General features: G+C 67.3%; 17 protein-coding genes. 11 read left to right on the top strand and 6 right to left on the bottom strand.

Annotated elements, in window-relative coordinates; translation table 11 throughout:
* Positions 1 to 30 precede the first annotated feature (30 nt).
* The 3 genes from ACT2FV_RS26935 to dapC are packed head-to-tail and all read right to left on the bottom strand — an operon-like array spanning position 31 to position 2,503.
* Entirely contained in the window at positions 31 to 399 is a 369-nt protein-coding gene (locus tag ACT2FV_RS26935; protein ID WP_044847939.1) for an ArsC family reductase, read from the bottom strand.
* Complete coding sequence (gene dapD, locus ACT2FV_RS26930) at positions 399 to 1,226, bottom strand: 2,3,4,5-tetrahydropyridine-2,6-dicarboxylate N-succinyltransferase (protein ID WP_006478479.1); 828 nt, start codon at positions 1,224 to 1,226, stop codon at positions 399 to 401. Before dapD ends, ACT2FV_RS26935 begins: the two co-directional genes overlap by 1 nt.
* 44 nt (positions 1,227 to 1,270) lie before the next feature.
* Positions 1,271 to 2,503 (bottom strand): succinyldiaminopimelate transaminase, encoded by a 1,233-nt coding sequence (gene dapC, locus ACT2FV_RS26925; RefSeq protein ID WP_124902304.1) that lies wholly within the window; start codon positions 2,501 to 2,503, stop codon positions 1,271 to 1,273.
* Between the two features lie 157 nt (positions 2,504 to 2,660).
* Between dapC and ACT2FV_RS26920 the strand changes: the two genes are divergently transcribed.
* The 5 genes from ACT2FV_RS26920 (at position 2,661) to def (ending at position 11,412) form a co-directional block, all read left to right on the top strand.
* Positions 2,661 to 3,602, top strand: coding sequence for a DMT family transporter (locus tag ACT2FV_RS26920; RefSeq protein WP_174909814.1), 942 nt, complete (start codon positions 2,661 to 2,663; stop codon positions 3,600 to 3,602).
* Positions 3,603 to 3,741: 139 nt separating this feature from the next.
* Positions 3,742 to 7,254 carry a chromosome segregation protein SMC gene (gene smc / locus ACT2FV_RS26915; RefSeq protein WP_174909812.1) on the top strand — a complete coding sequence of 1,171 codons (3,513 nt, stop codon included), beginning with the start codon at positions 3,742 to 3,744 and terminating at the stop codon, positions 7,252 to 7,254.
* Positions 7,255 to 7,339: 85 nt separating this feature from the next.
* Positions 7,340 to 8,635 (top strand): cell division protein ZipA C-terminal FtsZ-binding domain-containing protein, encoded by a 1,296-nt coding sequence (locus ACT2FV_RS26910; RefSeq protein WP_444505150.1) that lies wholly within the window; start codon positions 7,340 to 7,342, stop codon positions 8,633 to 8,635.
* Positions 8,636 to 8,806: 171 nt separating this feature from the next.
* Complete coding sequence (gene ligA, locus ACT2FV_RS26905) at positions 8,807 to 10,882, top strand: NAD-dependent DNA ligase LigA (protein ID WP_444505149.1); 2,076 nt, start codon at positions 8,807 to 8,809, stop codon at positions 10,880 to 10,882.
* Positions 10,879 to 11,412: a peptide deformylase gene (gene def, locus ACT2FV_RS26900; RefSeq protein WP_444505148.1), complete on the top strand. Its 534-nt coding sequence runs from the start codon at positions 10,879 to 10,881 to the stop codon at positions 11,410 to 11,412. The genes ligA and def overlap by 4 nt, the downstream gene beginning before the upstream one ends.
* Before the next feature lie 95 nt (positions 11,413 to 11,507).
* Here def and ACT2FV_RS26895 read toward each other — a convergent pair whose 3' ends face one another.
* From ACT2FV_RS26895 to map, 3 genes are read right to left on the bottom strand one after another with little or no spacing between them, the layout of a single operon-like run.
* Positions 11,508 to 13,523 (bottom strand): pseudouridine synthase, encoded by a 2,016-nt coding sequence (locus ACT2FV_RS26895; RefSeq protein ID WP_444505147.1) that lies wholly within the window; start codon positions 13,521 to 13,523, stop codon positions 11,508 to 11,510.
* A 16-nt stretch (positions 13,524 to 13,539) separates the two neighbouring features.
* Positions 13,540 to 16,116, bottom strand: a complete 2,577-nt coding sequence (locus ACT2FV_RS26890; protein WP_059599923.1) for a [protein-PII] uridylyltransferase — start codon at positions 16,114 to 16,116, stop codon at positions 13,540 to 13,542.
* A gap of 59 nt (positions 16,117 to 16,175) precedes the next feature.
* Positions 16,176 to 16,991: a type I methionyl aminopeptidase gene (map, locus tag ACT2FV_RS26885; protein WP_124622445.1), complete on the bottom strand. Its 816-nt coding sequence runs from the start codon at positions 16,989 to 16,991 to the stop codon at positions 16,176 to 16,178.
* 390 nt (positions 16,992 to 17,381) lie between these two features.
* Here map and rpsB point away from each other — a divergent pair, with 390 nt between their 5' ends.
* The 6 genes from rpsB to ACT2FV_RS26855 all read left to right on the top strand — a co-directional run bounded on the left by rpsB (position 17,382) and on the right by ACT2FV_RS26855 (position 22,345).
* Complete coding sequence (rpsB, locus tag ACT2FV_RS26880; protein WP_006483818.1) at positions 17,382 to 18,122, top strand: 30S ribosomal protein S2; 741 nt, start codon at positions 17,382 to 17,384, stop codon at positions 18,120 to 18,122.
* Positions 18,123 to 18,284: 162 nt separating this feature from the next.
* Entirely contained in the window at positions 18,285 to 19,166 is an 882-nt protein-coding gene (gene tsf, locus ACT2FV_RS26875) for a translation elongation factor Ts (RefSeq protein WP_034188848.1), read from the top strand.
* 156 nt (positions 19,167 to 19,322) lie between these two features.
* The gene (gene pyrH / locus ACT2FV_RS26870; protein ID WP_011885142.1) at positions 19,323 to 20,036 is read left to right on the top strand and encodes a UMP kinase; all 714 of its coding nucleotides are present in this window, start codon (positions 19,323 to 19,325) and stop codon (positions 20,034 to 20,036) included.
* A gap of 102 nt (positions 20,037 to 20,138) precedes the next feature.
* Positions 20,139 to 20,699 (top strand): ribosome recycling factor, encoded by a 561-nt coding sequence (gene frr, locus ACT2FV_RS26865; RefSeq protein WP_006752152.1) that lies wholly within the window; start codon positions 20,139 to 20,141, stop codon positions 20,697 to 20,699.
* A gap of 48 nt (positions 20,700 to 20,747) precedes the next feature.
* Complete coding sequence (gene uppS / locus ACT2FV_RS26860; RefSeq protein WP_006758563.1) at positions 20,748 to 21,530, top strand: polyprenyl diphosphate synthase; 783 nt, start codon at positions 20,748 to 20,750, stop codon at positions 21,528 to 21,530.
* Complete coding sequence (locus ACT2FV_RS26855) at positions 21,524 to 22,345, top strand: phosphatidate cytidylyltransferase (protein WP_444505146.1); 822 nt, start codon at positions 21,524 to 21,526, stop codon at positions 22,343 to 22,345. Before uppS ends, ACT2FV_RS26855 begins: the two co-directional genes overlap by 7 nt.
* Positions 22,346 to 22,358 lie beyond the last annotated feature (13 nt).

Raw genomic sequence — 22,358 nt, 5'->3', positions numbered from 1 at the left:
GTGCGCGGCGCGGGCGCAGCGAGGGCGGCCCTAGGCGGCAAACAGCGCCGCGTACTGATCGGCCACGAAACCGAGCGATTTCACACGGCCGTTGACGACGAGCACGGGGCGCTTGATGACCGACGGCTTGTGGATCATCAGCGCAACCGCGCCGGACTTCGTTTCCGCGGCAGCCTTCATCGCATCGTCCAGGCCGCGCCACGTCGTGCCGCGCTTGTTGACGAGCGCGTCGAGCGACACGTCCTTCAGCCAGTCCTCGACGAGCGGTGCGCTGACGCCGAGCTTCTTGAAGTCGTGGAACTCGAACTCGACGCCGTGATCGTCGAGCCACACGCGGGCCTTCTTCACGGTGTCGCAGTTCGGAATGCCGTAGACGACCACGGTGCGCGGCTTGGCCATCAGTCGCCTCGCAGCAGCTCGTTCAGGCCGACCTTGGCGCGAGTCTTCGCGTCGACCTTCTTCACGATCACCGCGCAGTACAGGCTGTGCGAGCCGTCCTTCGACGGCAGGTTGCCGGCGACGACGACCGAGCCGGCCGGGATGCGGCCATAGCTGACTTCACCCGTTTCGCGATCGTAGATCTTCGTGCTCTGGCCGAGGTACACGCCCATCGAGATCACGGAGTTCTCCTCGACGATCACGCCTTCGACGACTTCCGAGCGCGCGCCGATGAAGCAGTTGTCTTCGATGATGACGGGGTTCGCCTGCAGCGGCTCGAGCACGCCGCCGATGCCGACGCCGCCCGACAGGTGCACGTTCTTGCCGATCTGCGCGCACGAGCCGACCGTGGCCCACGTGTCGACCATCGTGCCTTCATCGACGTACGCGCCGATGTTGGTGTACGACGGCATCAGCACGACGTTCTTCGCGATGAACGAGCCGCGGCGCGCGATGGCCGGCGGCACGACGCGGAAACCGCCCGCGGCGAAGTCTTCGGCCGTGTAGTTCGCGAACTTCGACGGCACCTTGTCGTAGAACTGCGAGTAGCCGCCGGCCGGCATCGGTGCGTTGTCCTCCAGGCGGAACGACAGCAGCACGGCCTTCTTCAGCCACTGGTGCACGGTCCAGTTGCCGTCGATTTTCTCGGCGACGCGCAGCGCACCCTTGTCGAGTTGCTCGATCGCGTGCGCGACGGCCTCGCGAACGTCGGCGGGCGCGGCCTTCGGCGACAGCTCGGCGCGGTTTTCCCAGGCGGTATCGATGATTTGCTGAAGTTGTTGCGACATGTTCGTTTTCGCAGGAGATGAATGGAATTGATCGGGATGGACGATTACCGCGCGAGAGCCCGGCAGAAATCGACGATGCGTTGCGCGCCCTCGACGCATTCGGGGGTGCCCGCGACGAGCGCGATCCGGATGAAATCGCGGCCCGGATTCGTGCCGTGCGCATCGCGCGCCAGGTACGAGCCGGGCAGAACCGTCACATTATAGTCGGCGTACAGGCGCCGGGCGAACTCGGTGTCCGACAGCCCGGTGCGTGACACGTTGGCCCACAGGTAGAACGCGGCGTCGGGCAGCTTCACGTCGATCACGTCGGCCAGCATCGGCGTGACCGTGCTGAACTTCTGCAAATACAGCGCGCGGTTTTCGCGCACGTGCGCCTCGTCGTTCCACGCGGCGATGCTCGCGTGCTGCCAGACCGGCGACAGCGCGGCGCCGTGGTACGTGCGGTAGAGCAGGAATTTCTTCAGCAGCGCGGCGTCGCCGGCGACGAAGCCCGAGCGCATGCCCGGCACGTTCGAGCGCTTCGACAGGCTCGACAGCATCACGAGCCGCTCGAAGCCGCGGCCGAGGCGGTGCGCGGCCTCAAGGCCGCCGAGCGGCGGCGCCGCTTCGTCGAAATAGATCTCCGAATAGCACTCGTCGGACGCAATCACGAAACCGTGGCGGTCGGACAGCGCGAACAGCTCGCGCCAGTCGTCGAGCGTCAGCACGGCACCCGTCGGGTTGCCCGGCGAGCACACGTACAGCAGCTGAGTGCGCGCCCAGACTTCATCGGGCACGGCCGCGTAGTCGCACGCGAAGTTGCGCGCCGGGTCGCTGTTCGCGAAATAGGGTTCGGCACCGGCCAGCAGCGCCGCGCCTTCGTAAATTTGATAGAACGGATTCGGACAGAGTACGATCGCCTTCTTGCCGTCCGTGGTCGGGCGTGCGTCGATCACCGTTTGCGCGAGCGAGAACAACGCCTCGCGCGACCCCGACACGGGCAGCACCTGCGTGGCCGGGTCGATCGCCGGCAGCCCGTAGCGGCGTTCCAGCCAGTGTGCGATCGACGTGCGCAGCGCGTCCGAGCCCGCCGTGGCCGGATACGACGCGAGGCCGTCGAGTGAAGCAACCACGGCGTCGCGGATCAGCGCCGGAGTCGGGTGCTTGGGCTCGCCGATGCCGAAGCTGATCGGTTTCAGGCCGGCGGAGGGCGTCACGTCCTTGAACAGGGCGCGCAGCTTTTCGAAGGGATAGGGCTGGAGCGAGTCGAGTCGAGGGTTCACGGGCGAAGCGGCCATCGCGGCCGGTTGGAGCGAAAGGGGCGGCGCGGGTGCCGCACGGCAGCGAGCGGGCGCCTACGGCGCGTGGGTCGCAGCCGACGATTATAGCGTGATGCAATGCGGTCACGGCCCGCCGGAACGGCGGCCGGGCCGGTCGAATAAAGGGTATCGAACAATGAACAACGCGGTACGCGGCAGCCTGCCGACGCTGGCCATCCTGATCGGCGCGTCGGTATGGGGCCTGATCTGGTATCCGCTGCGGATCCTCGCGTCGCTCGGGCTCACCGGCACGCTGGCGAGCGCGCTGACGAGCGCCGTCGCTTTCCTGTTCGTGGTTGTCGTGCGGCACCGCACGATCGCCACGCTGCGCTGGCACTGGGTGCTGCCAGGCATCGCGATCACGGCGGGCGTGACGAACCTCGGCTTCGTGTGGGGCACGATCCACGGCGAAGTGCTGCGCGTGATGCTGCTGTTCTACCTGACGCCCGCCTGGACCGCGATCTACGCGCATTTCCTGCTGCGCGAGCGGCTGACCTGGGCCGGCGTGGGGCTCGCGGCGCTGTCGATCGGCGGCGCCATGCTGATGCTGTGGTCGCCGAACCTCGGCATGCCGCTGCCGGCCAATCCGGCCGAATGGGCGGGGCTCGCGGCCGGCCTGAGTTTCGCGATGAGCAACGTGCTCGTGATCAAGGCGAGCCGCGAGCTGCCGGACATGCGCGCCGAAATGCGCACGGCGACGCTGTTCGGCGGCGCAGCGGTGTTCGGCGCGATCGCATCGCTGTTCGAGGGGCTGCCGGCCGCGCCTGCGGGCGGCCAGCTCGGCGTCGCCGCGCTGATCGTCGCCGCGATCGGCGTGACGATGGCGGCGAACAACCTGCTCGTGCAATATGGCCTCGCGCGCGTCCCGGCGAATCGCGCGTCGATCATCATGCTGTTCGAGATCGTGATCACCGCGCTGTCCGCGTGGGTGTTCGCGAACGAACTGCCGACGGCGCGCGAGTGGGCGGGCGGTGCGTGCATCGTGCTGGCGACGCTGCTGTCGAGCCGAGTCCATCGTGCCGCGCCGGCGTCGGGCAAACCCGGCGACGGGCGGGACGGCGCACGCGCGATGGTATGATGGAAGCCGTTTGCGGGGCCCAACGCTGGATGCGCGCGGCCCCGCTTTTGAATTCCGGGGCGCATCGCGCGCACGGGCCGTCCGGCCCCGCGCGTCGTGGCCCCGTCCGTTTCACACCTTCTTCACATCCGATACCGCCGTGCGTCTGAGCTCGATCAAACTCGCTGGCTTCAAATCCTTTGTCGATCCCACGCATTTCCAGGTTCCGGGCCAGCTTGTCGGCGTGGTAGGCCCGAACGGGTGCGGCAAGTCCAACATCATCGATGCCGTGCGCTGGGTGCTCGGCGAGTCGCGCGCGTCCGAGCTGCGCGGCGAGTCGATGCAGGACGTGATCTTCAACGGCTCGACCGCACGCAAGCCCGGCAGCCGGGCCAGCGTCGAACTGATCTTCGACAACTCCGACGGCCGCGCAGCCGGGCAGTGGGGCCAGTACGGCGAGATCGCCGTGAAGCGCGTGCTGACGCGCGACGGCACGTCGAGCTACTACATCAACAACCTGCCGGCGCGACGCCGCGACATCCAGGACATCTTCCTCGGCACGGGCCTCGGCCCACGCGCGTACGCGATCATCGGCCAGGGCATGATCGCGCGGATCATCGAGGCGAAGCCGGAAGAGTTGCGCGTGTTCCTCGAGGAAGCCGCGGGCGTGTCGAAGTACAAGGAGCGCCGCCGCGAGACCGAGAACCGCCTGCACGACACGCGCGAGAACCTGACGCGCGTCGAGGACATCGTCCGCGAGCTCGGCGCTAACCTCGAGAAACTCGAGGCGCAGGCCGTCGTCGCGACCAAATATAAGGAACTCGTCGCCGACGGCGAGGAGAAGCAGCGCCTGTTGTGGCTGCTGCGCAAGAACGAGGCCGCGAGCGAGCAGCAGAAGCAGCAGCGCGCGATCGAGCAGGCGCAGATCGACCTCGAGGCGCAGACGGCGAAGCTGCGCGAGGTCGAGTCGCAGCTCGAGACGTTGCGGGTCGCGCATTATTCGGCGAGCGACGCGATGCAGGGCGCGCAGGGTGCGCTCTACGAGGCGAACGCCGAAGTGAGCCGCCTCGAGGCCGAGATCAAGTTCATCGTCGAATCGCGCAACCGCGTGCAGGCGCAGATCGCCGCGCTGAACGCGCAGCGCGAGCAATGGCGCGCGCAGGCCGAGAAGGCGCAGGACGAACTCGAGGAAGCCGAAGAGGCACGGGCGATGGCCGACGAGAAGGCCGCGCTCGCTGAAGACAACGCGGCCGCGAAGCACGACGCGCTGCCGGCGCTCGAGGCGAAATGGCGCGATGCGCAGGCGCAGCTCAACGACGAGCGCGCGCGGATCGCGCAGACCGAACAGTCGCTGAAGCTCGAGGCCGCGCACCAGCGCAATGCCGACCAGCAGCTCCAGCAGCTTCAGCAGCGCCACGAGCGCCTGAAGTCCGAGGCGGGCGGGCTCGACGCGCCGGACGAAGCGCAGCTCGAGGAGTTGCGCATGCAGCTCGCCGAGCAGGAAGAGATTCTCGCGGAAGCTCAGGCGCGCCTGACCGATGCGCAGGACGCGCTGCCGCGCCTCGACGGCGAACGCCGTGCCGCGCAGGAGCGCGTGCAGGCCGAAAGCGCGCAGATCCACCAGCTCGAGGCGCGGCTCGCCGCGCTCAAGCAGCTGCAGGAGAACGTACAGACCGAAGGCAAGATCCAGCCGTGGCTCGACAAGCACGAGCTCGGCGCGCTGCCGCGTCTCTGGAAGAAGCTGCACGTCGAGGCTGGCTGGGAAGCCGCGCTCGAGGCCGTGCTGCGCGAGCGCCTGGCGGCGCTCGAAGTGTCGAATCTCGACTGGGTGAAGGCGTTCGCGACGGATGCGCCGCCCGCGAAGCTCGCGTTCTACGCGCCGCCCGCGGCAGGTGAGCCGCCGGCGGCCGCGGCCGGGCTGCGCCCGGTGCTGTCGCTCGTGCGCATCGATGATGCGGGCATCCGTGCGGTGCTGAACGACTGGCTCGGCAACGTGTACGTTGCCGACGACGTCGCGCAGGCGCTCGCGACGCGCGCGCAACTGCCGGCAGGCGGCGCGTTCGTCGTCAAGGCTGGCCACGTCGTCACGCGTGTCGGCGTGCAGTTGTACGCGGCCGATTCGGAGCAGGCCGGGATGCTGGCCCGCCAGCAGGAAATCGAGAACCTGACGCGCCAGGTGCGCGCGCAGGCGCTGCTCGCCGACGAGGCCCGCACCGCCGCCGTGCGGGCGGAGGCCGCGCATACGCAGGCCACGCAGGCGCTCGGTGACGTGCGCGCGCAGGCCGAACGCGCGACGCAGCGCGTGCACGCACTGCAGATGGACGTGCTGAAGCTCGCGCAGGCGCATGAGCGCTACACGCAGCGCAGCACGCAGATCCGCGAGGAGCTCGAGGAAATCGGCGCGCAGATCGACGAGCAGCGCGCGCTGCGCGCGGAATCGGAAGCGAATTTCGAGCGTTTCGACGGCGAACTCGCCGAACTGCAGGCGCGCTTCGAGGACAACCAGCTCGCATTCGAGGCGCTCGACGAATCGCTGACGCAGGCGCGCCAGGAAGCGCGCGACCTCGAGCGCGGCGCGAACGACGCACGCTTTGCCGCGCGCAACGCAGTCACGCGGATCGACGAGCTCAAGCGCAGCATCCAGGTCGCGCACGAGCAGAGCGAGCGCGTCGCCGCGTCGCTGGAAGACGCGCGCGCCGAACTCGAAACGATCAACGAGCAGACCGCGCACACGGGCCTGCAGGACGCGCTCGAAATTCGCGCGGTGAAGGAAGAGGCGTTGCAGGCCGCGCGGATCGAACTCGACGACCTGACGGCAAAGCTGCGCGCCTCGGACGAGCAGCGTCTCGTCGCCGAGCGTTCGCTGCAGCCGCTGCGGGACCGCATCACCGAGCTGCAACTGAAGGAGCAGGCCGCGCGCCTGTCCGTCGAGCAGTTCGCCGAGCAGCTCGCGGCGGCCGAGGTCGACGAGGAAGCGCTGCGCGAGAAGCTGACGCCGGACCTGAAGCCGTCGTATCTGCAGGGCGAGGTCACGCGCCTGAACAACGCGATCAACGCGCTGGGTCCGGTCAACATGGCCGCGCTCGACGAGCTGAAGGCCGCGAGCGAGCGCAAGGTGTTCCTCGATGCGCAGTCGGCCGACCTGACCGACGCGATCACGACGCTCGAGGATGCGATCCACAAGATCGACCAGGAAACCCGCACGCTGCTGCAGGGCACCTTCGACGAGGTCAACCGTCACTTCAGCGACCTGTTCCCGCGCCTGTTCGGCGGCGGCCAGGCGAAGCTGATCATGACGGGCGACGAGATCCTCGATGCGGGCGTGCAGGTGATGGCGCAGCCGCCGGGCAAGAAGAACGCGACCATCCACCTGCTGTCGGGCGGCGAAAAGGCGCTGACCGCGACCGCGCTGGTGTTCGCGATGTTCCAGCTGAACCCGGCGCCGTTCTGTCTGCTCGACGAGGTCGACGCGCCGCTCGACGACGCGAACACCGAGCGTTTCGCGAATCTGGTGCGCGCGATGTCCGACAAGACGCAGTTCCTCTTCATCTCGCACAACAAGATCGCGATGGAGATGGCGCAGCAGCTGATCGGCGTGACGATGCAGGAGCAGGGCGTGTCGCGGATCGTCGCGGTGGACATGGAAACCGCCGCGGGTTTTGCCCAGAATTAACGTTTGACGAAACCGGACCGCGTTCGCGTGGCGCATGGGCGCCCGTTCGCGAGTCCGACGAACAAGAATTGCTGATGGAGCGTGCATGGACGAGTTGACACTCGGATTGATCGGCGCGGGCGCCGTCGTGGTGGGCGGCGTCGTGGTCTACAACGCCTGGCAGAGCGCGAAGGTGCGGCGCAGGATGCCTCGCCCGATGCCGGAAGAGACGGCCGAGGCGATGAATCGCCCCGAGCGCGACGAAGAGCTGCCGTTCATCGAGCCGGTGCGCCAGCCCGTGCGCCGCGAATCCGCGGCGCCGGCACCGGCCGGCGCTGCCGCGAGCGCGTCCGGCGAAGCCGCGCGCGTCGAGCCGACCTTCGGCGGCGTGGCGCCTGCCGACACACCGGCCGACCTGCAGGCCGAGGCTACCGGGGTCGACGCGCCGTCGGCGTCGACCGAGTCGGCCGAGCAGGCCGTCGACGAAGGTGCGGTCGCCGCCACGCAGGAAGCACCGGCCGCCGATGCGTCGAACGAACCGGCTGAACCCGTGCTGCCGGCCGCGACGACGATTTCGTCGGCGCCGCCCGCGATCGTCGACCGCCGGATCGACTGCATCGTGCCGATTCGCCTCGGCGCGCCGCTGCCGGGCGACAAGATCCTGCCGGTCGCGCAGCGGCTGCGCCGCGCGGGCAGCAAGCCCGTGCATATCGAAGGCAAGCCGGAAGGCGGCCAGTGGGAGCTGCTGCAGAACGGCGTGCGCTATGAAGAGCTGCGCGCGGCCGCGCAGCTCGCGAACCGTAGCGGCGCGCTCAACGAACTCGAATTCTCCGAATTCGTGACGGGCGTCCAGCAGTTCGCCGACGCGATCGACGGCGCACCGGAATTCCCGGACATGATGGAGACGGTCGCGATGGCGCGCGAGCTCGACGGCTTTGCCGCGCAGTGCGACGCGCAGTTGTCGATCAACGTGATGTCGGACGGCGCGCCGTGGTCGGCGAACTACGTGCAGGCCGTCGCTTCGCAAGACGGGCTGCTGCTCTCGCGTGACGGCACGCGCTTCGTGAAGCTCGACGCGAAGCAGAACCCCGTGTTCATGCTGCAGTTCGGCGACACGAACTTCCTGCGCGACGACCTGACCTACAAGGGCGGCAACATGATTACGCTGGTGCTCGACGTGCCGGTTGCCGAAGAGGACATCCTGCCGTTCCGGCTGATGTGCGACTACGCGAAGTCGCTGTCCGAGCGGATCGGCGCGCGAGTCGTCGACGATTCGCGCCGGCCGCTGCCGGAATCGACGCTGGTGGCGATCGACCAGCAACTCATGAAGCTGTACGCGAAGCTCGAGGAAGCGGGAATCCCGGCCGGTTCGCCGGTCACGCGCCGCCTCTTCAGCCAGTAACGCGTTTCACGGGCGACGGCTTGCGGTGCCGTCGCCCGTTGTCGTTGCAGCGCCGCACACACCGTCTGCGTGGACTGCAGCGGGCCTGCGCGGCACGCATCGCGTGCCCCCGCCGCGGCGTCAAACTGAGATAATCGAACATCCGATTTTTCAGAGCGAATTGCCGCCAGCATGGCCCGAACCCAAGCCGAACCGCCAGCCAGCCAGCCCGACGCGCGTGCCGCGTGGCTGCGCGATCAACTCGAGCGGGCGAATTACGCCTATTACGTGCTCGACCAGCCGGATCTGCCCGACGCCGAATACGACCGGCTCTTTGGCGAGCTGAAGCAGCTCGAAACCGATCATCCCGAACTCGTGACGCCCGATTCACCGACGCAGCGCGTCGGCGGCGAAGTGGCGAGCGGTTTCACGCCGGTCGTCCATGACGCGCCGATGCTGTCGTTGAACAACGGCTTCGCCGACGAGGACATCGTCGCGTTCGACAAGCGCGTCGCCGATGCGCTCGACAAGACGATCGATCTCGCCGGCTCGGTGACGGATCTGGTCGAATACGCATGCGAGCTGAAGTTCGACGGGCTCGCGATCTCGTTGCGCTACGAGCACGGCGTGTTCATGCAGGCATCGACGCGCGGCGACGGCACGACCGGCGAGGACGTGACGGAGAACGTCCGCACGATCCGCTCGATCCCGCTGAAGCTGAAGGGTAAGCACGTGCCGGCCGTGCTCGACGTGCGCGGCGAGGTGCTGATGTTCAAGCGCGATTTCGCACGCCTGAACGAACGCCAGCGCGCTGCCGAGCAGCGCGAATTCGCGAATCCGCGCAATGCGGCGGCCGGCAGCCTGCGCCAGCTCGATCCGAAGATCACCGCGCAGCGCCCGTTGTCGTTCTTCTCGTACGGGATCGGCGTGCTCGACGGGATGCCGATGCCGGACACGCACAGCGCGCTGCTCGACTGGTACGAAACGCTCGGCCTGCCGGTGAACCGCGAACGCGCGGTCGTGCGCGGCGCTGACGGCCTGCTCGATTTCTTCCGCAAGGTCGGCGAGAAGCGCGAGTCGCTGCCGTACGACATCGATGGCGTCGTCTACAAGGTCAACCGGCGCGACGAGCAGGACCGCCTCGGCTTCGTGTCGCGCGCGCCGCGCTTCGCGCTCGCGCACAAGTTCCCCGCGCAGGAAGCGTTGACGAAGCTCGTCGCGATCGACGTGCAGGTCGGCCGCACGGGCGCGATCACGCCGGTCGCACGGCTCGAACCGGTGTTCGTCGGCGGCGCGACGGTAACGAACGCGACGCTGCACAACGAGGACGAAGTGCGCCGCAAGGACATCCGGATCGGCGATACCGTGATCGTGCGGCGCGCGGGCGACGTGATCCCCGAAGTCGTCGGTGCGCTGCTCGACCGACGGCCAGCCGATGCGACCGAGTTCGTGATGCCGACCGAGTGCCCGGTGTGCGGCTCGAAGATCGAACGCCTGCCCGATGAGGCGATCGCGCGCTGCACGGGCGGCCTGTTCTGTCCGGCGCAGCGCAAGCAGGCGCTGTGGCACTTCGCGCAGCGCCGTGCGCTCGACATCGACGGGCTGGGCGAGAAGATCATCGATCAGCTCGTCGAACTGAACCTCGTGCGCACGCCGGCCGACCTGTTCAATCTCGGTTTCGCGACGCTCGCGGAGCTCGACCGGTTCGCCGAGAAGTCCGCACAGAATCTACTCGACTCGCTCGAAAAGGCGAAGCATACGACGCTCGCGCGCTTCATCTACGGGCTCGGGATCCGCCATGTCGGCGAATCGACCGCGAAGGACCTCGCGAAGCATTTCGGGTCGCTGACGCCGATCATGGACGCGTCGATCGAGGAACTGCTCGAAGTGAACGACGTCGGACCGATCGTGGCCGAGTCGATTCACCAGTTCTTTGCGGAAGAGCACAACCGCACGGTGATCGAGCAGTTGCGTGCGCCCGGCAAGGTCACGTGGCCCGAAGGCCCGCCCGCGCCGAAGGCGCCGCAGGGCGTGCTCGCCGGCAAGACGGTCGTGCTGACGGGCACGCTGCCGACGCTCACGCGCGACGCCGCGAAGGAGATGCTCGAAGCGGCGGGCGCGAAAGTCGCGGGCTCGGTGTCGAAGAAGACGGATTACGTGGTCGCGGGCGCCGAAGCCGGCAGCAAGCTCGCGAAGGCCGAGGAACTCGGCATCCCCGTGCTGGACGAAGACGGACTGCACCAACTCCTGGAGGGCAACACGCCATGATTCGCGAGATCCTGAAGATGGGCGATCCGCGCCTGCTCGAAGTCGCCAAGCCGGTCGAGCGGTTCGATACCCCCGAACTGCACGAGATCGTCGCTGACATGTTCGAGACGATGCATCACGCGAACGGCGCAGGGCTTGCCGCGCCGCAAATCGGCGTCGGTCTGCAGATCATCATCTTCGGCTTCGGCAGCAACAACCGTTATCCGGACGCACCGCCCGTGCCCGAGACGGTGCTGATCAACCCGAGGCTCGAGTACGTGCCGCCGGACATGGAGGAGGGCTGGGAGGGCTGCCTGTCGGTGCCGGGCATGCGCGGCGTCGTCAGCCGCTATGCGAAGGTGCGCTACAGCGGCTTCGACCAGTTCGGCGCGAAGCTCGACCGTGTCGCCGAAGGCTTCCACGCGCGGGTCGTCCAGCACGAATACGATCACCTGATCGGCAAGCTGTATCCGATGCGGATCACCGACTTCACGCGCTTTGGCTTCACCGAAGTGTTGTTTCCAGGGCTTGATCCGGCCGACGACGACTGATCTTCTGCGGCCGCGCGCGCCGTCGCCGTACCGAAACGAAAAAGCCCGCTTGCGCGGGCTTTTTTCATGGCGTCGCAGGCAACGCGTGCCCGCCGTCAGAACGACTCGTCAGCCGACAGGTAGCGCCATTGCCCTTGCGGCAACGCGCCGAGCATTACGCGGCCCATCCGCACGCGTTTCAGGCCGATCACTTCGAGACCGACCAGCTCGCACATGCGGCGGATCTGGCGCTTCTTGCCTTCGCGCAGCACGAAACGCAGCTGTTCGCCGTTCTGCCAGCTCACCATCGCGGGTTTCAGCGGGACGCCGTCGAGCTCGAGGCCGTGACGCAGCTTCGCGAGCGATTCCGCGGGGAAGTGCTGGTCGATGTCGATCAGCCGCTCGCCGAAGCGCACGCGCACCAGGTATTCCTTGTCGATGTCCGACTGCTCGCCGATCAGCTGCTTCGCGATCCGGCCGTTCTGCGTCAGCACGAGCAGGCCCGTCGAATCGATGTCGAGCCGCCCGGCCGGTGCGAGCGCATGCAGGTGCTGCGGTGAGAAGCGCAGTTGCGAGCGGTCGCCGCTCCACTGGTTCGCGCGCGTGATCAGCACCGATGCCGGCTCGTAGCCGTCTTCCGCCTGACCCGACACATAGCCGACCGGCTTGTGCAGCAGGATCGTCACCTGCGCGGCCTGCGCGGCGCTCGCGCGCTCGTCGATCTCGATCTTCTGGTCCGGGCGGACCTTGGTGCCGAGCGTGTCGATGCGTTCGCCGTCGACGAGCACCCAGCCCTTTTCGATCCATTCGTCCGCTTCGCGGCGCGAGCACAGGCCGAGTTCGGACATGCGCTTCGACAGGCGCATCAGGCCCGTTTCGTCGCCGTGGTCGACGTCGGCGGCGCGGCGCTTGACCGGTTGTGCGGTCTTCAGCGCGGCGCCGGTCGAGCGGCGCTCGGTGTTGCTACGCTCGCCGTCGCGTGCAGGGCGCGTCGGGCGGTCGGGCGACGTACGGCGTTCGCCGAAGCCGCGCTTTTCGCCTGCGCCGGCTGCCTTGTCGCGGTAGGGCGCACGTGCAGCGCCTTCGGCGCCTGCGCGGCGCGGACGCGCATCGTCGTCGTTGCGACGCGTCGGGCGATCGGACGACGTGCGGCGCTCGCCGAAGCCGCGCTTTTCGCCTGCGCCGGCCGCCTTGTCGCGATAGGGCGCACGCGCGCCGCCTTCGGCACCTGCGCGGCGCGGACGCGCCTCGTCGTCATTGCGACGCGCCGGGCGGTCGGACGACGTACGGCGTTCGCCGAAGCTGCGCTTTTCGCCTGCACCGGCTGCCTTGTCGCGGTAGGGCGCACGTGCAGCGCCTTCGGCGCCTGCGCGGCGAGGACGCGCATCGTCGTCATTGCGACGCGCCGGGCGGTCGGACGACGTACGGCGTTCGCCGAAGCTGCGCTTTTCGCCTGCACCGGCTGCCTTGTCGCGATAGGGCGCACGTGCGCCGCCTTCGGCGCCTGTGCGGCGCGGACGCGCCTCGTCGTCGCTGCGGCGTGCGGGACGATCGGACGACGTACGGCGTTCGCCGAAGCTACGCTTTTCGCCTGCGCCGGCTGCCTTGTCGCGGTAGGGCGCACGTGCAGCGCCTTCGGCGCCTGCGCGGCGCGGGCGTGCATCGTCGTCGTTGCGACGGGCAGGACGATCGGACGGTGCACGACGCTCGCCGAAGCTGTCCTTCGCGCCATCACCGGCTGCCTTGTCACGATAGGGCGCATGTGCAGCGCCTTCGGCACCCGCACGGCGCGGCCGCGCATCGGGCTTGCCGTCGGCGCCACGATGCGGACGGGCGTCGCCGCGTTCGGCGCGGCCGCCAGGCTTCGCATCGCTGCGATAGCCGCGCTCGGCGCCGCCGTCACGCGGCGCGCGCTTCGCCGGAGCGCGATCCGCACCCTCCGCGCCGCGCGGCTTGAACGCGCGTTCGCCGGCGGCGGCCGGTGCGGCGGCCTTCTTCGGACGCGGCGGCTTGTCGGCCGCGGGCGGCGCGGCGGGGCGCACCGCCTTGCGGGCGACGAGGCTGCCGGAGCGGACGGGTGCGCGGGTCGGCGACGCCGGCCGCGGATTCTTGACGGTCAATTTGGTGCGCATAAACGCTGGGATTCATTCAGACTGCGATCGCGCGCAGCAATTCGGTTTCGAGCTGGATCTGCAAGCGGTTGTCGGACAGGCCGGCACCGTCGAGCAGGAAGATGTCTTCGACGCGTTCGCCGAGCGTATTGATCCGCGCCGCGTGGACGCCGACCCGATGCTCGGCCAGGACGCGCGCGATCGAATAGAGAAGGCCCGGCCGGTCGTTGGCGGACACGGACAGGATGTAGTACTGGCCGCGTTCGTCGGCCCGGAGGTCGACGCGCGGCGTGATCGGAAACGTCCGGGACAGCCGCGACAGGCGACCCTTGGACGGCTCAGGCAGCGACGCGGTTTCGGCAAGGCGCGTCGCAAGTTGCTGTTCGACGAGATTCGCGATGTCGCGATAGCGCACGTCGAGTTCGGTCTGCGTGACGATGAAGTTGTCGAGCGCATAGCCGTGCCGCGTCGTGCTGACGCGCGCATCGAGCACCGACAGTCCGTTGCGGTCGAAGTACGCGCAGATGCCCGCGAACAGGTCGGGGCGGTCCTTCACGTACACGAGCACTTGCAGCGCATCGCCGATCGGCGACGGCCGCGCGCGGACGATCGCGGTTTCGGCGTTCACGTGCCGGTACAGCACGCGCGTCTGCCATGCGATGTCGGCCGCGTCGTGGCGCAGGAAAAAGCCGATGTCGAGCTGATCCCACAGCGCACGGTGCGCGTCCTCGGGCACGGTCTCGAGGCGCAGCAGCGCGAGCGCCTGCTCCTGTCGCGACTTCAGTTCCGAATGCGCGTCGGGATTCGCGCCGCCGAGCACCGCCAGCGTGATGCGGTAGAGGTCTTCGAGGAGCTTGCCCTTCCACGTGTTCCACACCTTCGGGCTCGTGCCGCGGATATCGGCGACAGTCAGCAGGTAGAGCGCGGTGAGGTAGCGCTCGTTGCCGACGACTTCGGCGAAGCGCTTGATGACCTCGGGGTCGCTCGTGTCCTGCTTCTGCGCGACCTGGCTCATCGTCAGGTGATGCTGGACGAGCCACACGATCAGCGCCGCGTCGTCGCCGGCGATCCCGTGCTCGCGGCAGAAACGCCGCGCGTCGGCCATCCCGAGCGTCGAGTGGTCGCCGCCGCGGCCCTTCGCGATGTCGTGGAACAGCGCCGCGACATACAGCACCCACGGGCGCTCGAAATTGCCGATCAGCTGGCTGCAGAACGGGTACTCGTGCGCATGCTCGGCCACCGCGAAGCGGCGAATGTTGCGCAACACCATCAGGATGTGCTGGTCGACGGTGTACACGTGGTACAGGTCGTGCTGCATCTGGCCGACGATGCGGCGGAAATTCAGCAGATAGCGGCCGAGCACGCTCGTCTGGTTCATCAGCCGGAACGCATGCGTGATGCCTTCGGGCTGCTGCAGGATCTGCATGAACGTGCTGCGGTTCTGCGGATCGCGCCGCCACGTGTTGTTCATGATCTCGCGCGAGTTGTACAGCGCGCGCAGCGTGCGGGCGGACAGGCCCTTCACGCCGCGGGTCGCCTCGTACAGCAGGAACGCTTCGAGGATCGCGTCGGGATGGCGTTCGAACACGCCGTCGTCGACGATTTCGAGCATGCCCTGCTTCTCGACGAAGCGATCGGGCGACAGCACGCGCGTGATGCCGCTCGTCGCGGGAAACAGCTGCGCCTCGATATTCTGGATCAGGATCGTCGCCAGCTGCGTGACCGCTTTCGCGGCCCAGTAGTAACGGCGCATCAGCTGCTCGCTTGCGCGTTTGGCCTGCGTCGGCTGGTAGCCGAAGCTCTCGGCCGCCTGCGTCTGCAGGTCGAACACGAGCATGTCCTGGCGGCGGCCGGCGATCACGTGCAGCCGCGCGCGCAGTGTCTTCAGGAATCCTTCGTTGCGGCGCAGCTCGCGCGCCTCACGATCGGTGATGAGGCCGCGCGTGTCGAGCTCGCGCCAGCTGCTGCCGAAGCCGGCCGCGCGTGCGATCCACAGGATCGTCTGCAGGTCGCGCAGCCCGCCCGGGCTTTCCTTCACGTTCGGTTCGAGGCTGTACGGCGTGTCCTGGAACTTCGCGTGGCGCTGGCGCATCTCGAGCACCTTCGCGGTGAAGAACGCGCGCGCGTCGAGCGCCTCGTGATACCGCACGGTGAAGCGCTCGAACAGCGCGGTGCTGCCGACGATGCGGCGCGCCTCGAGCAGCGAGGTCTGCACGGTGACGTCCTGCGACGCCTCCTCGATGCATTGGGCGACCGTGCGCACGCTGCTGCCGATCTCGAGGCCGAGGTCCCATGCCATCCCGATGAAGCGCTCGATGCGCGCGTCGAGCGCCGGGTCGTGCGTATCGGGCAGCAGCACGAGGATGTCGACGTCGGAGTAGGGCGCGAGCTCGCCGCGCCCGTAGCCGCCGACGGCGACGAGTGCGAGCGTCGCGGGCAGCCCGCAGTCGTCCCACACGCGCTTGAGCACATCGTCGGTGAGTTTCGACAGCGCGTGCATCAGCGACGCGACGTTCGTCGCGCTGCGAAAGCGCTCGAGCATGTCGGCCTTGGCGGCCTTGAATTCGGCGCGCCGCGACAGCGCTTCGGGCGAGGGGGCGGCGTGAGCGCTCATGGGCAGGCCGTTCAGGTCAGCAGGTCAGGGGCGGGCGGGGCAGGCTGGCGCGGCGGCGCTCAAACCGCGGCGGCTGGTTGCGCGAACACCGGGCGCGCCGGCGTGCCGGCGGACACGGTCAGCACTTCGTAGCCCGTCTCGGTGACGAGCACCGTGTGCTCCCACTGCGCGGACAGGCTGCGGTCGCGCGTCTTGACCGTCCACTGGTCGGGCATCGTGCGGATGTCGCGCTTGCCGGCGTTGATCATCGGCTCGATCGTGAAGATCATCCCGGCCTTCAGCTCGATGCCGGTGCCCGGACGGCCATAGTGCACGACCTGCGGATCCTCGTGGAATACCGTGCCGATGCCGTGGCCGCAGTATTCGCGCACGACGCTGTAGCCCTGCGCTTCCGCATGCTTCTGGATCGCATGGCCGATGTCGCCGAGGTGAGCGCCGGGCTTGACCTGGTCGATGCCGAGCCACATGCACTCATAGGTGGTCTGCACGAGGCGCTTCGCGAGGATCGAGCCCTCGCCGACGATGAACATCCGGCTGGTGTCGCCGAAGTAGCCATTCTTGATCACGGTGATGTCGATGTTCAGCGCGTCGCCGTTCTTGATCACCTTCTCGCCCGGAATCCCGTGGCAGATCACGTCATTGACCGAGATGCAGGTTGCTTTCGGGTACGGCGGATAGCCGGGCGGCTGATAATTCAGCGGCGCGGGGATCGTGCCCTGCTCGTTGAGCATGAATTCGTGACAAAGCCGGTCGAGTTCGGCGGTCGTGACGCCCGCGACGACGTGCGGCGTGATGAAGTCGAGCACTTCGCTCGCGAGACGGCAGGCGACGCGCATCTCGGCGATATCGTGTTCGTTTTTGAGCGTAATAGCCATCGAGGTATGCCTGGAATGCGGTGAATTGACGGATTATCGCACCTTATGGCGGGCCTCGCAGCCCCTGCCGGCGGTACCGATGCGGGTTTTCGCGGATTGTCCGGCCGGCTGCCGCGCGGCAAGCGAAAGTGCCGGGCGACTTGAGAGCCGACAAATCGGCGTGCTATACTCTCTGGCTAAGTCGACATCCAAATGCCGAACATGTCCCGTCATGGGGCAGTACCGGGCGGCATGGAAATGAAAGACTTGCGGCACGGGCATTTTCGCACGTGCCGAATCGCAAGCCGGCGCAACCAGGGTGCCGGCCGCGTGGAACGAGGAGTCCTTCGGGGCGCGTTCGCGCGGCGGTACGGCAGCCGGCTTAAGACCTAACCCTCGTGGAGAATTTACATGGCAGTCACGATGCGCCAAATGCTGGAAGCGGGTGTCCACTTCGGTCACCAGACCCGTTTCTGGAACCCGAAGATGGCTCCGTTCATTTTCGGTCACCGCAACAAGATTCACATCATCAACCTCGAAAAGACGCTGCCGATGTTCACGGACGCACAGAAGTACGTGCGCCAGCTGGCAGCGAACCGCGGCACGATCCTGTTCGTCGGCACGAAGCGTCAGTCGCGTGACACGATCGCCCAGGAAGCGCAGCGCGCGGGCATGCCGTACGTCAACGCACGCTGGCTCGGCGGCATGATGACCAACTTCAAGACGCTGAAGGTTTCGATCAAGCGTCTGAAGGACATGGAAGCGGCAGTCGAGGCAGGCGAGCTCGAGAAGATGAGCAAGAAGGAAGCGCTGCTGTTCGAACGCGAAATCGCCAAGCTGCAGAAGTCGATCGGTGGCGTGAAGGACATGGGCGGCATTCCGGACGCAATCTTCGTCGTCGACGTCGGCTACCACAAGATTGCCGTGACGGAAGCGAACAAGCTGGGCGTGCCGGTCATCGCCGTGGTCGATACGAACCACTCGCCGGAAGGTGTGGATTACGTGATCCCGGGTAACGACGACTCGAGCAAGGCAGTCGCGCTGTACGCTGAAGGCGTGGCCGACGCGATCCTGGAAGGCCGTGCGAACGCGGTCAACGAAGTGGTCCAGGCAGCGCGTGGCGACGACGAGTACGTCGAGGAAAACGCGTAACTGGCCCCGAGCCGGCGCAAAAAGGGGGCTCTCAACAGGCCCCCTTTTTTTAAGCTTGTGCGCCGGACCTGATCGCGCCGAATCGGCGCGGGTCCGGAAACGATTTTCGGCCGTTCGCGTCCAAGCGGGCGGCGTTGTGAATACAGACTCAAGGAGCGAATGATGGCGGCAATTACCGCAAGCATGGTGGCAGAACTGCGCGCAAAGACCGACGCACCGATGATGGAGTGCAAGAAGGCGCTGACGGAAGCCGACGGCGATCTGGCCAAGGCTGAAGAACTGCTGCGCGTGAAGCTCGGCAACAAGGCGAGCAAGGCGGCATCGCGCGTGACGGCCGAAGGCGTCGTCGCATCGTTCGTCGGCGGCAACGCGGGCGCGCTGGTCGAACTGAACTGCGAAACTGACTTCGTCGCGAAGAACGACGACTTCCTCGCATTCTCGAAGACGGTTGCAGAACTCGTCGCGACGCAAAACCCGGCCGACGTGGCAGCGCTGTCGGCACTGCCGCTCGACGGCTCGACGGTCGACGCAGTCCGTCTGGCCCTGATCGGCAAGATCGGCGAAAACGTGTCGATCCGCCGTTTCGTCCGTTTCGAAACCGCGAACAAGATCGCAACGTACCTGCACGGCGCGCGTATCGGCGTGATCGTCGAGTACACGGGTGCGGAAGAGCAGGTCGGCAAGGACGTCGCGATGCACATCGCTGCGATGAAGCCGGTCGCGCTGTCGTCGGCAGACGTGCCGGCGGAACTGATCGAGACGGAGCGCCGTGTCGCCGAGCAGAAGGCTGCCGAATCGGGCAAGCCGGCTGAAATCGTCGCGAAGATGGTCGACGGCAGCGTCCAGAAGTACCTGAAGGAAGTGTCGCTGCTGAACCAGACGTTCGTGAAGAACGACAAGCAGACGATCGAGCAGATGCTGAAGGCAGCGAATGCGGCAGTGCAGAAGTTCGCGCTGTTCGTCGTCGGCGAAGGCATCGAGAAGCGCCAGGACGACTTTGCCGCCGAAGTGGCCGCACAAGTCGCAGCAGCAAAGCAGCAGTAAGCAGTCAGGCAGTATCCGCGGCGGGCGTCCGCTCCGCCGCGGCCGGCGGCGTCGCCGGCCGGCCGGGAACCTCCGTCCGACCGTCGGCGCTTGCCCGAATCAGTATTTCGCCCCTACAGTTCGTGGTTGTCATCCTCTCGTCGCTCGGAAGCCCCTATGTCCAATGCCTATAAACGCGTCCTCCTCAAACTCTCCGGCGAAGCGCTGATGGGCGATGATGCCTTCGGCATCAATCGCGCGACGATCGAGCGGATGGTGGCGGATATCGCCGAAGTCGTAGGTCTCGGCACGCAGCTCGCGGTCGTGATCGGCGGCGGTAACATTTTCCGTGGTGTCGCGGGCGGTGCGGCCGGCATGGACCGCGCGACGGCCGACTACATGGGGATGCTGGCCACGATGATGAACGCACTGGCGCTGCAGGACGCGATGCGCCACGCCGGCATCGTCGCGCGCGTGCAGTCCGCGCTGCGCATGGACCAGGTCGTCGAGCCGTACATCCGGCCCCGTGCGATCCGCCAGCTCGAGGAAGGCAAGGTCGTGATCTTCGCGGCCGGCACGGGCAACCCGTTCTTCACGACGGACACGGCCGCCGCGCTGCGCGGTTCGGAAGTGGGCGCCGAGGTCGTATTGAAGGCGACCAAGGTCGATGGCGTATATTCTGCCGATCCGAAGAAGGATCCGTCGGCCACGCGCTACACGACGATCAGCTTCGACGAGGCGATCAGCCGCAATCTGCAGGTGATGGACGCGACGGCCTTCGCGCTGTGCCGCGACCAGAAGCTGCCGATTCGCGTGTTTTCGATCAACAAGCCGGGCGCGCTCAAGCGTATCGTGCTGGGCGAGGACGAAGGTACGCTCGTCCACGTGTAAACTCCCGCGGATGCGGGCAAGCGGCGTGGGTCGTCGGCCGCGGTGCGTGGCGCGCCGGGCGGGGCCCGCGTTCTTTGAAGGTTGGAAGGTTTGGAGGTTGAAATGAGTGTCGCTGATGTCAAGAAGGGCGTAGAGCAGAAGATGCAGCGCTCGATCGAAGCGTTCAAGAACGATCTGGCGAAGATCCGTACGGGCCGTGCGCACACCGGTCTGCTCGATCACGTGCAGGTCGACTACTACGGTTCGATGGTGCCGATCTCGCAGGTTGCGAACCTGACGCTCGTCGACGCACGCACGATCGGCGTGCAGCCGTGGGAAAAGAACATGGTCGCGAAGGTCGAGAAGGCCATCCGCGAAGCCGATCTCGGCCTGAACCCGGCGACGGCCGGCGATCTGATCCGCGTGCCGATGCCCGCGCTGACGGAAGAGCGCCGCCGCGAGCTGACCAAGGTGGTCAAGAGCGAAGGCGAAACGGCCAAGGTCGCAATCCGCAACCTGCGCCGCGACGCGAACGAAGCGCTCAAGAAGCTCGTGAAGGACAAGGAAATCTCGGAAGACGACGAGCGCCGTGCGAGCGACGACGTGCAGAAGCTGACCGACAAGCACGTTGCCGAAGTCGACAAGCTCGTGCAGAGCAAGGAAGCCGAGATCATGACGGTCTGACGACCGTCCTCGCGCGCCGCTTCTTCCCGCATTACTGTCTCAACGGCCATGACCTATACCAGCTCTACTGTTCGCGTGCCTGACGTCGGCGCCGTGCCGCGTCATATCGCGATCATCATGGACGGCAACGGCCGTTGGGCGACCGAACGCCGCTTGCCGCGCGTCGCGGGGCACACCCGCGGCGTGGATGCCGTGCGGGCGGTGGTCGAAGGCTGCGCGCGCGCCGGCGTCGAATACCTGACGCTGTTCGCGTTCAGTTCGGAAAACTGGCGCCGGCCGAACGACGAAGTGTCGTTCCTGATGCGGCTGTTCATCACCGCGCTCGAACGTGAGATCGGCAAGCTGCATGCGAACGGGATCCGCCTGCGGGTGGTGGGCGATCTCGAGCGATTCGAGCCGCGCATCCGCGAACTGATCCGCCGCGCCGAAACCAAGACGGCGCGCAACACCCGTCTCACCCTGACGATCGCCGCGAACTACGGCGGCCGCTGGGACATCCTGCAGGCGACGAAGAAGCTCGTCGAGCAGGCCGTGCGCGAGGGCCGCGAGGTCGACGTGACCGAAGACGCGTTCGCGCCGCACCTGGCGATGGCCTATGCGCCGGAGCCCGATCTCTTCATCCGCACCGGCGGCGAGCAGCGTGTCAGCAATTTCCTGCTGTGGCAGCTCGCGTACGCCGAATTCTATTTCACCGACAAATACTGGCCGGACTTCGACGGCGCGGCGCTGGCCGACGCGATCGCATCGTATACCGAGCGCGAGCGCCGTTTCGGGCGCACCAGCGCGCAGCTCGAACCACAATCGCAGAACGCCGATTCCCTTTCATGCTGAAGACCCGTGTGATCACGGCGGTCGTGATGCTGGCAGTGTTGCTGCCCGTGACGCTGTTCGCGCCGCTCACCGCGTTCGGCGCGCTGATCGGCGTCGTGCTCGTGTTCGCCGCGTGGGAGTGGGCGCGCCTGCTCAAGCTCGGCGCGACCGGTTCGGTCGTCTACGCGATCGTCGCGGCACTGGCGCTCGCGGCGACCGCGCCGCTCGGCGTCGAAGCCGCTGCGTCCCGTCCCCTTTTTATGGCAGCTGGCGTCTTCTGGCTGCTGGTCGGCCCGTTCTCGCTGCAGCGTAAGCCGGAGCTCGCCGGCGGCGTGTGGCGGCCGTTCCTGCTCGCGGCAGGGCTCGTGGTGTTCGCGGCCTGCTGGCACGCGGTCGTCGCGGCCCGTGCGCAGGGCGTTTCGTTCGTGCTGTCGCTGCTTCTGGTCGTCTGGCTGGCCGATATCGGCGCATACTTCGCGGGCAAGGCCTTCGGAAAGCGTAAACTGGCCGTTACGATCAGTCCCGGCAAGAGCTGGGAAGGCGCGATCGGCGGCTGGCTCGCCGTGATGGTCGTCGCGGGTATCGCGATGGCCGCTCACTGGTTCGAGCCGACCCTGTTTTCCGCACTCGCCGCGCGTTACGGGATGCCCGGCGCGTGGGCCGCGCTGACGCTGCTGGTCGTCTACAGCGTGATCGGCGACCTGTTCGAGTCGCTGCTCAAGCGTCAGGCGGGCGTGAAGGATTCGAGCGGCCTGCTGCCCGGTCACGGCGGCGTGCTCGACCGCGTCGACGCGCTGCTGCCGGTGCTGCCGCTCGCAATGCTGCTGCTTGGTTAAACCACTATTTCTG

Origin of the sequence: Burkholderia sp. PR2 (assembly GCF_052372875.1) — a bacterium.
Lineage (GTDB): Bacteria > Pseudomonadota > Gammaproteobacteria > Burkholderiales > Burkholderiaceae > Burkholderia > Burkholderia diffusa.
Note: the sequence above shows the minus strand (reverse complement) of the source record. Positions and strands in the feature narration are given on the sequence as shown.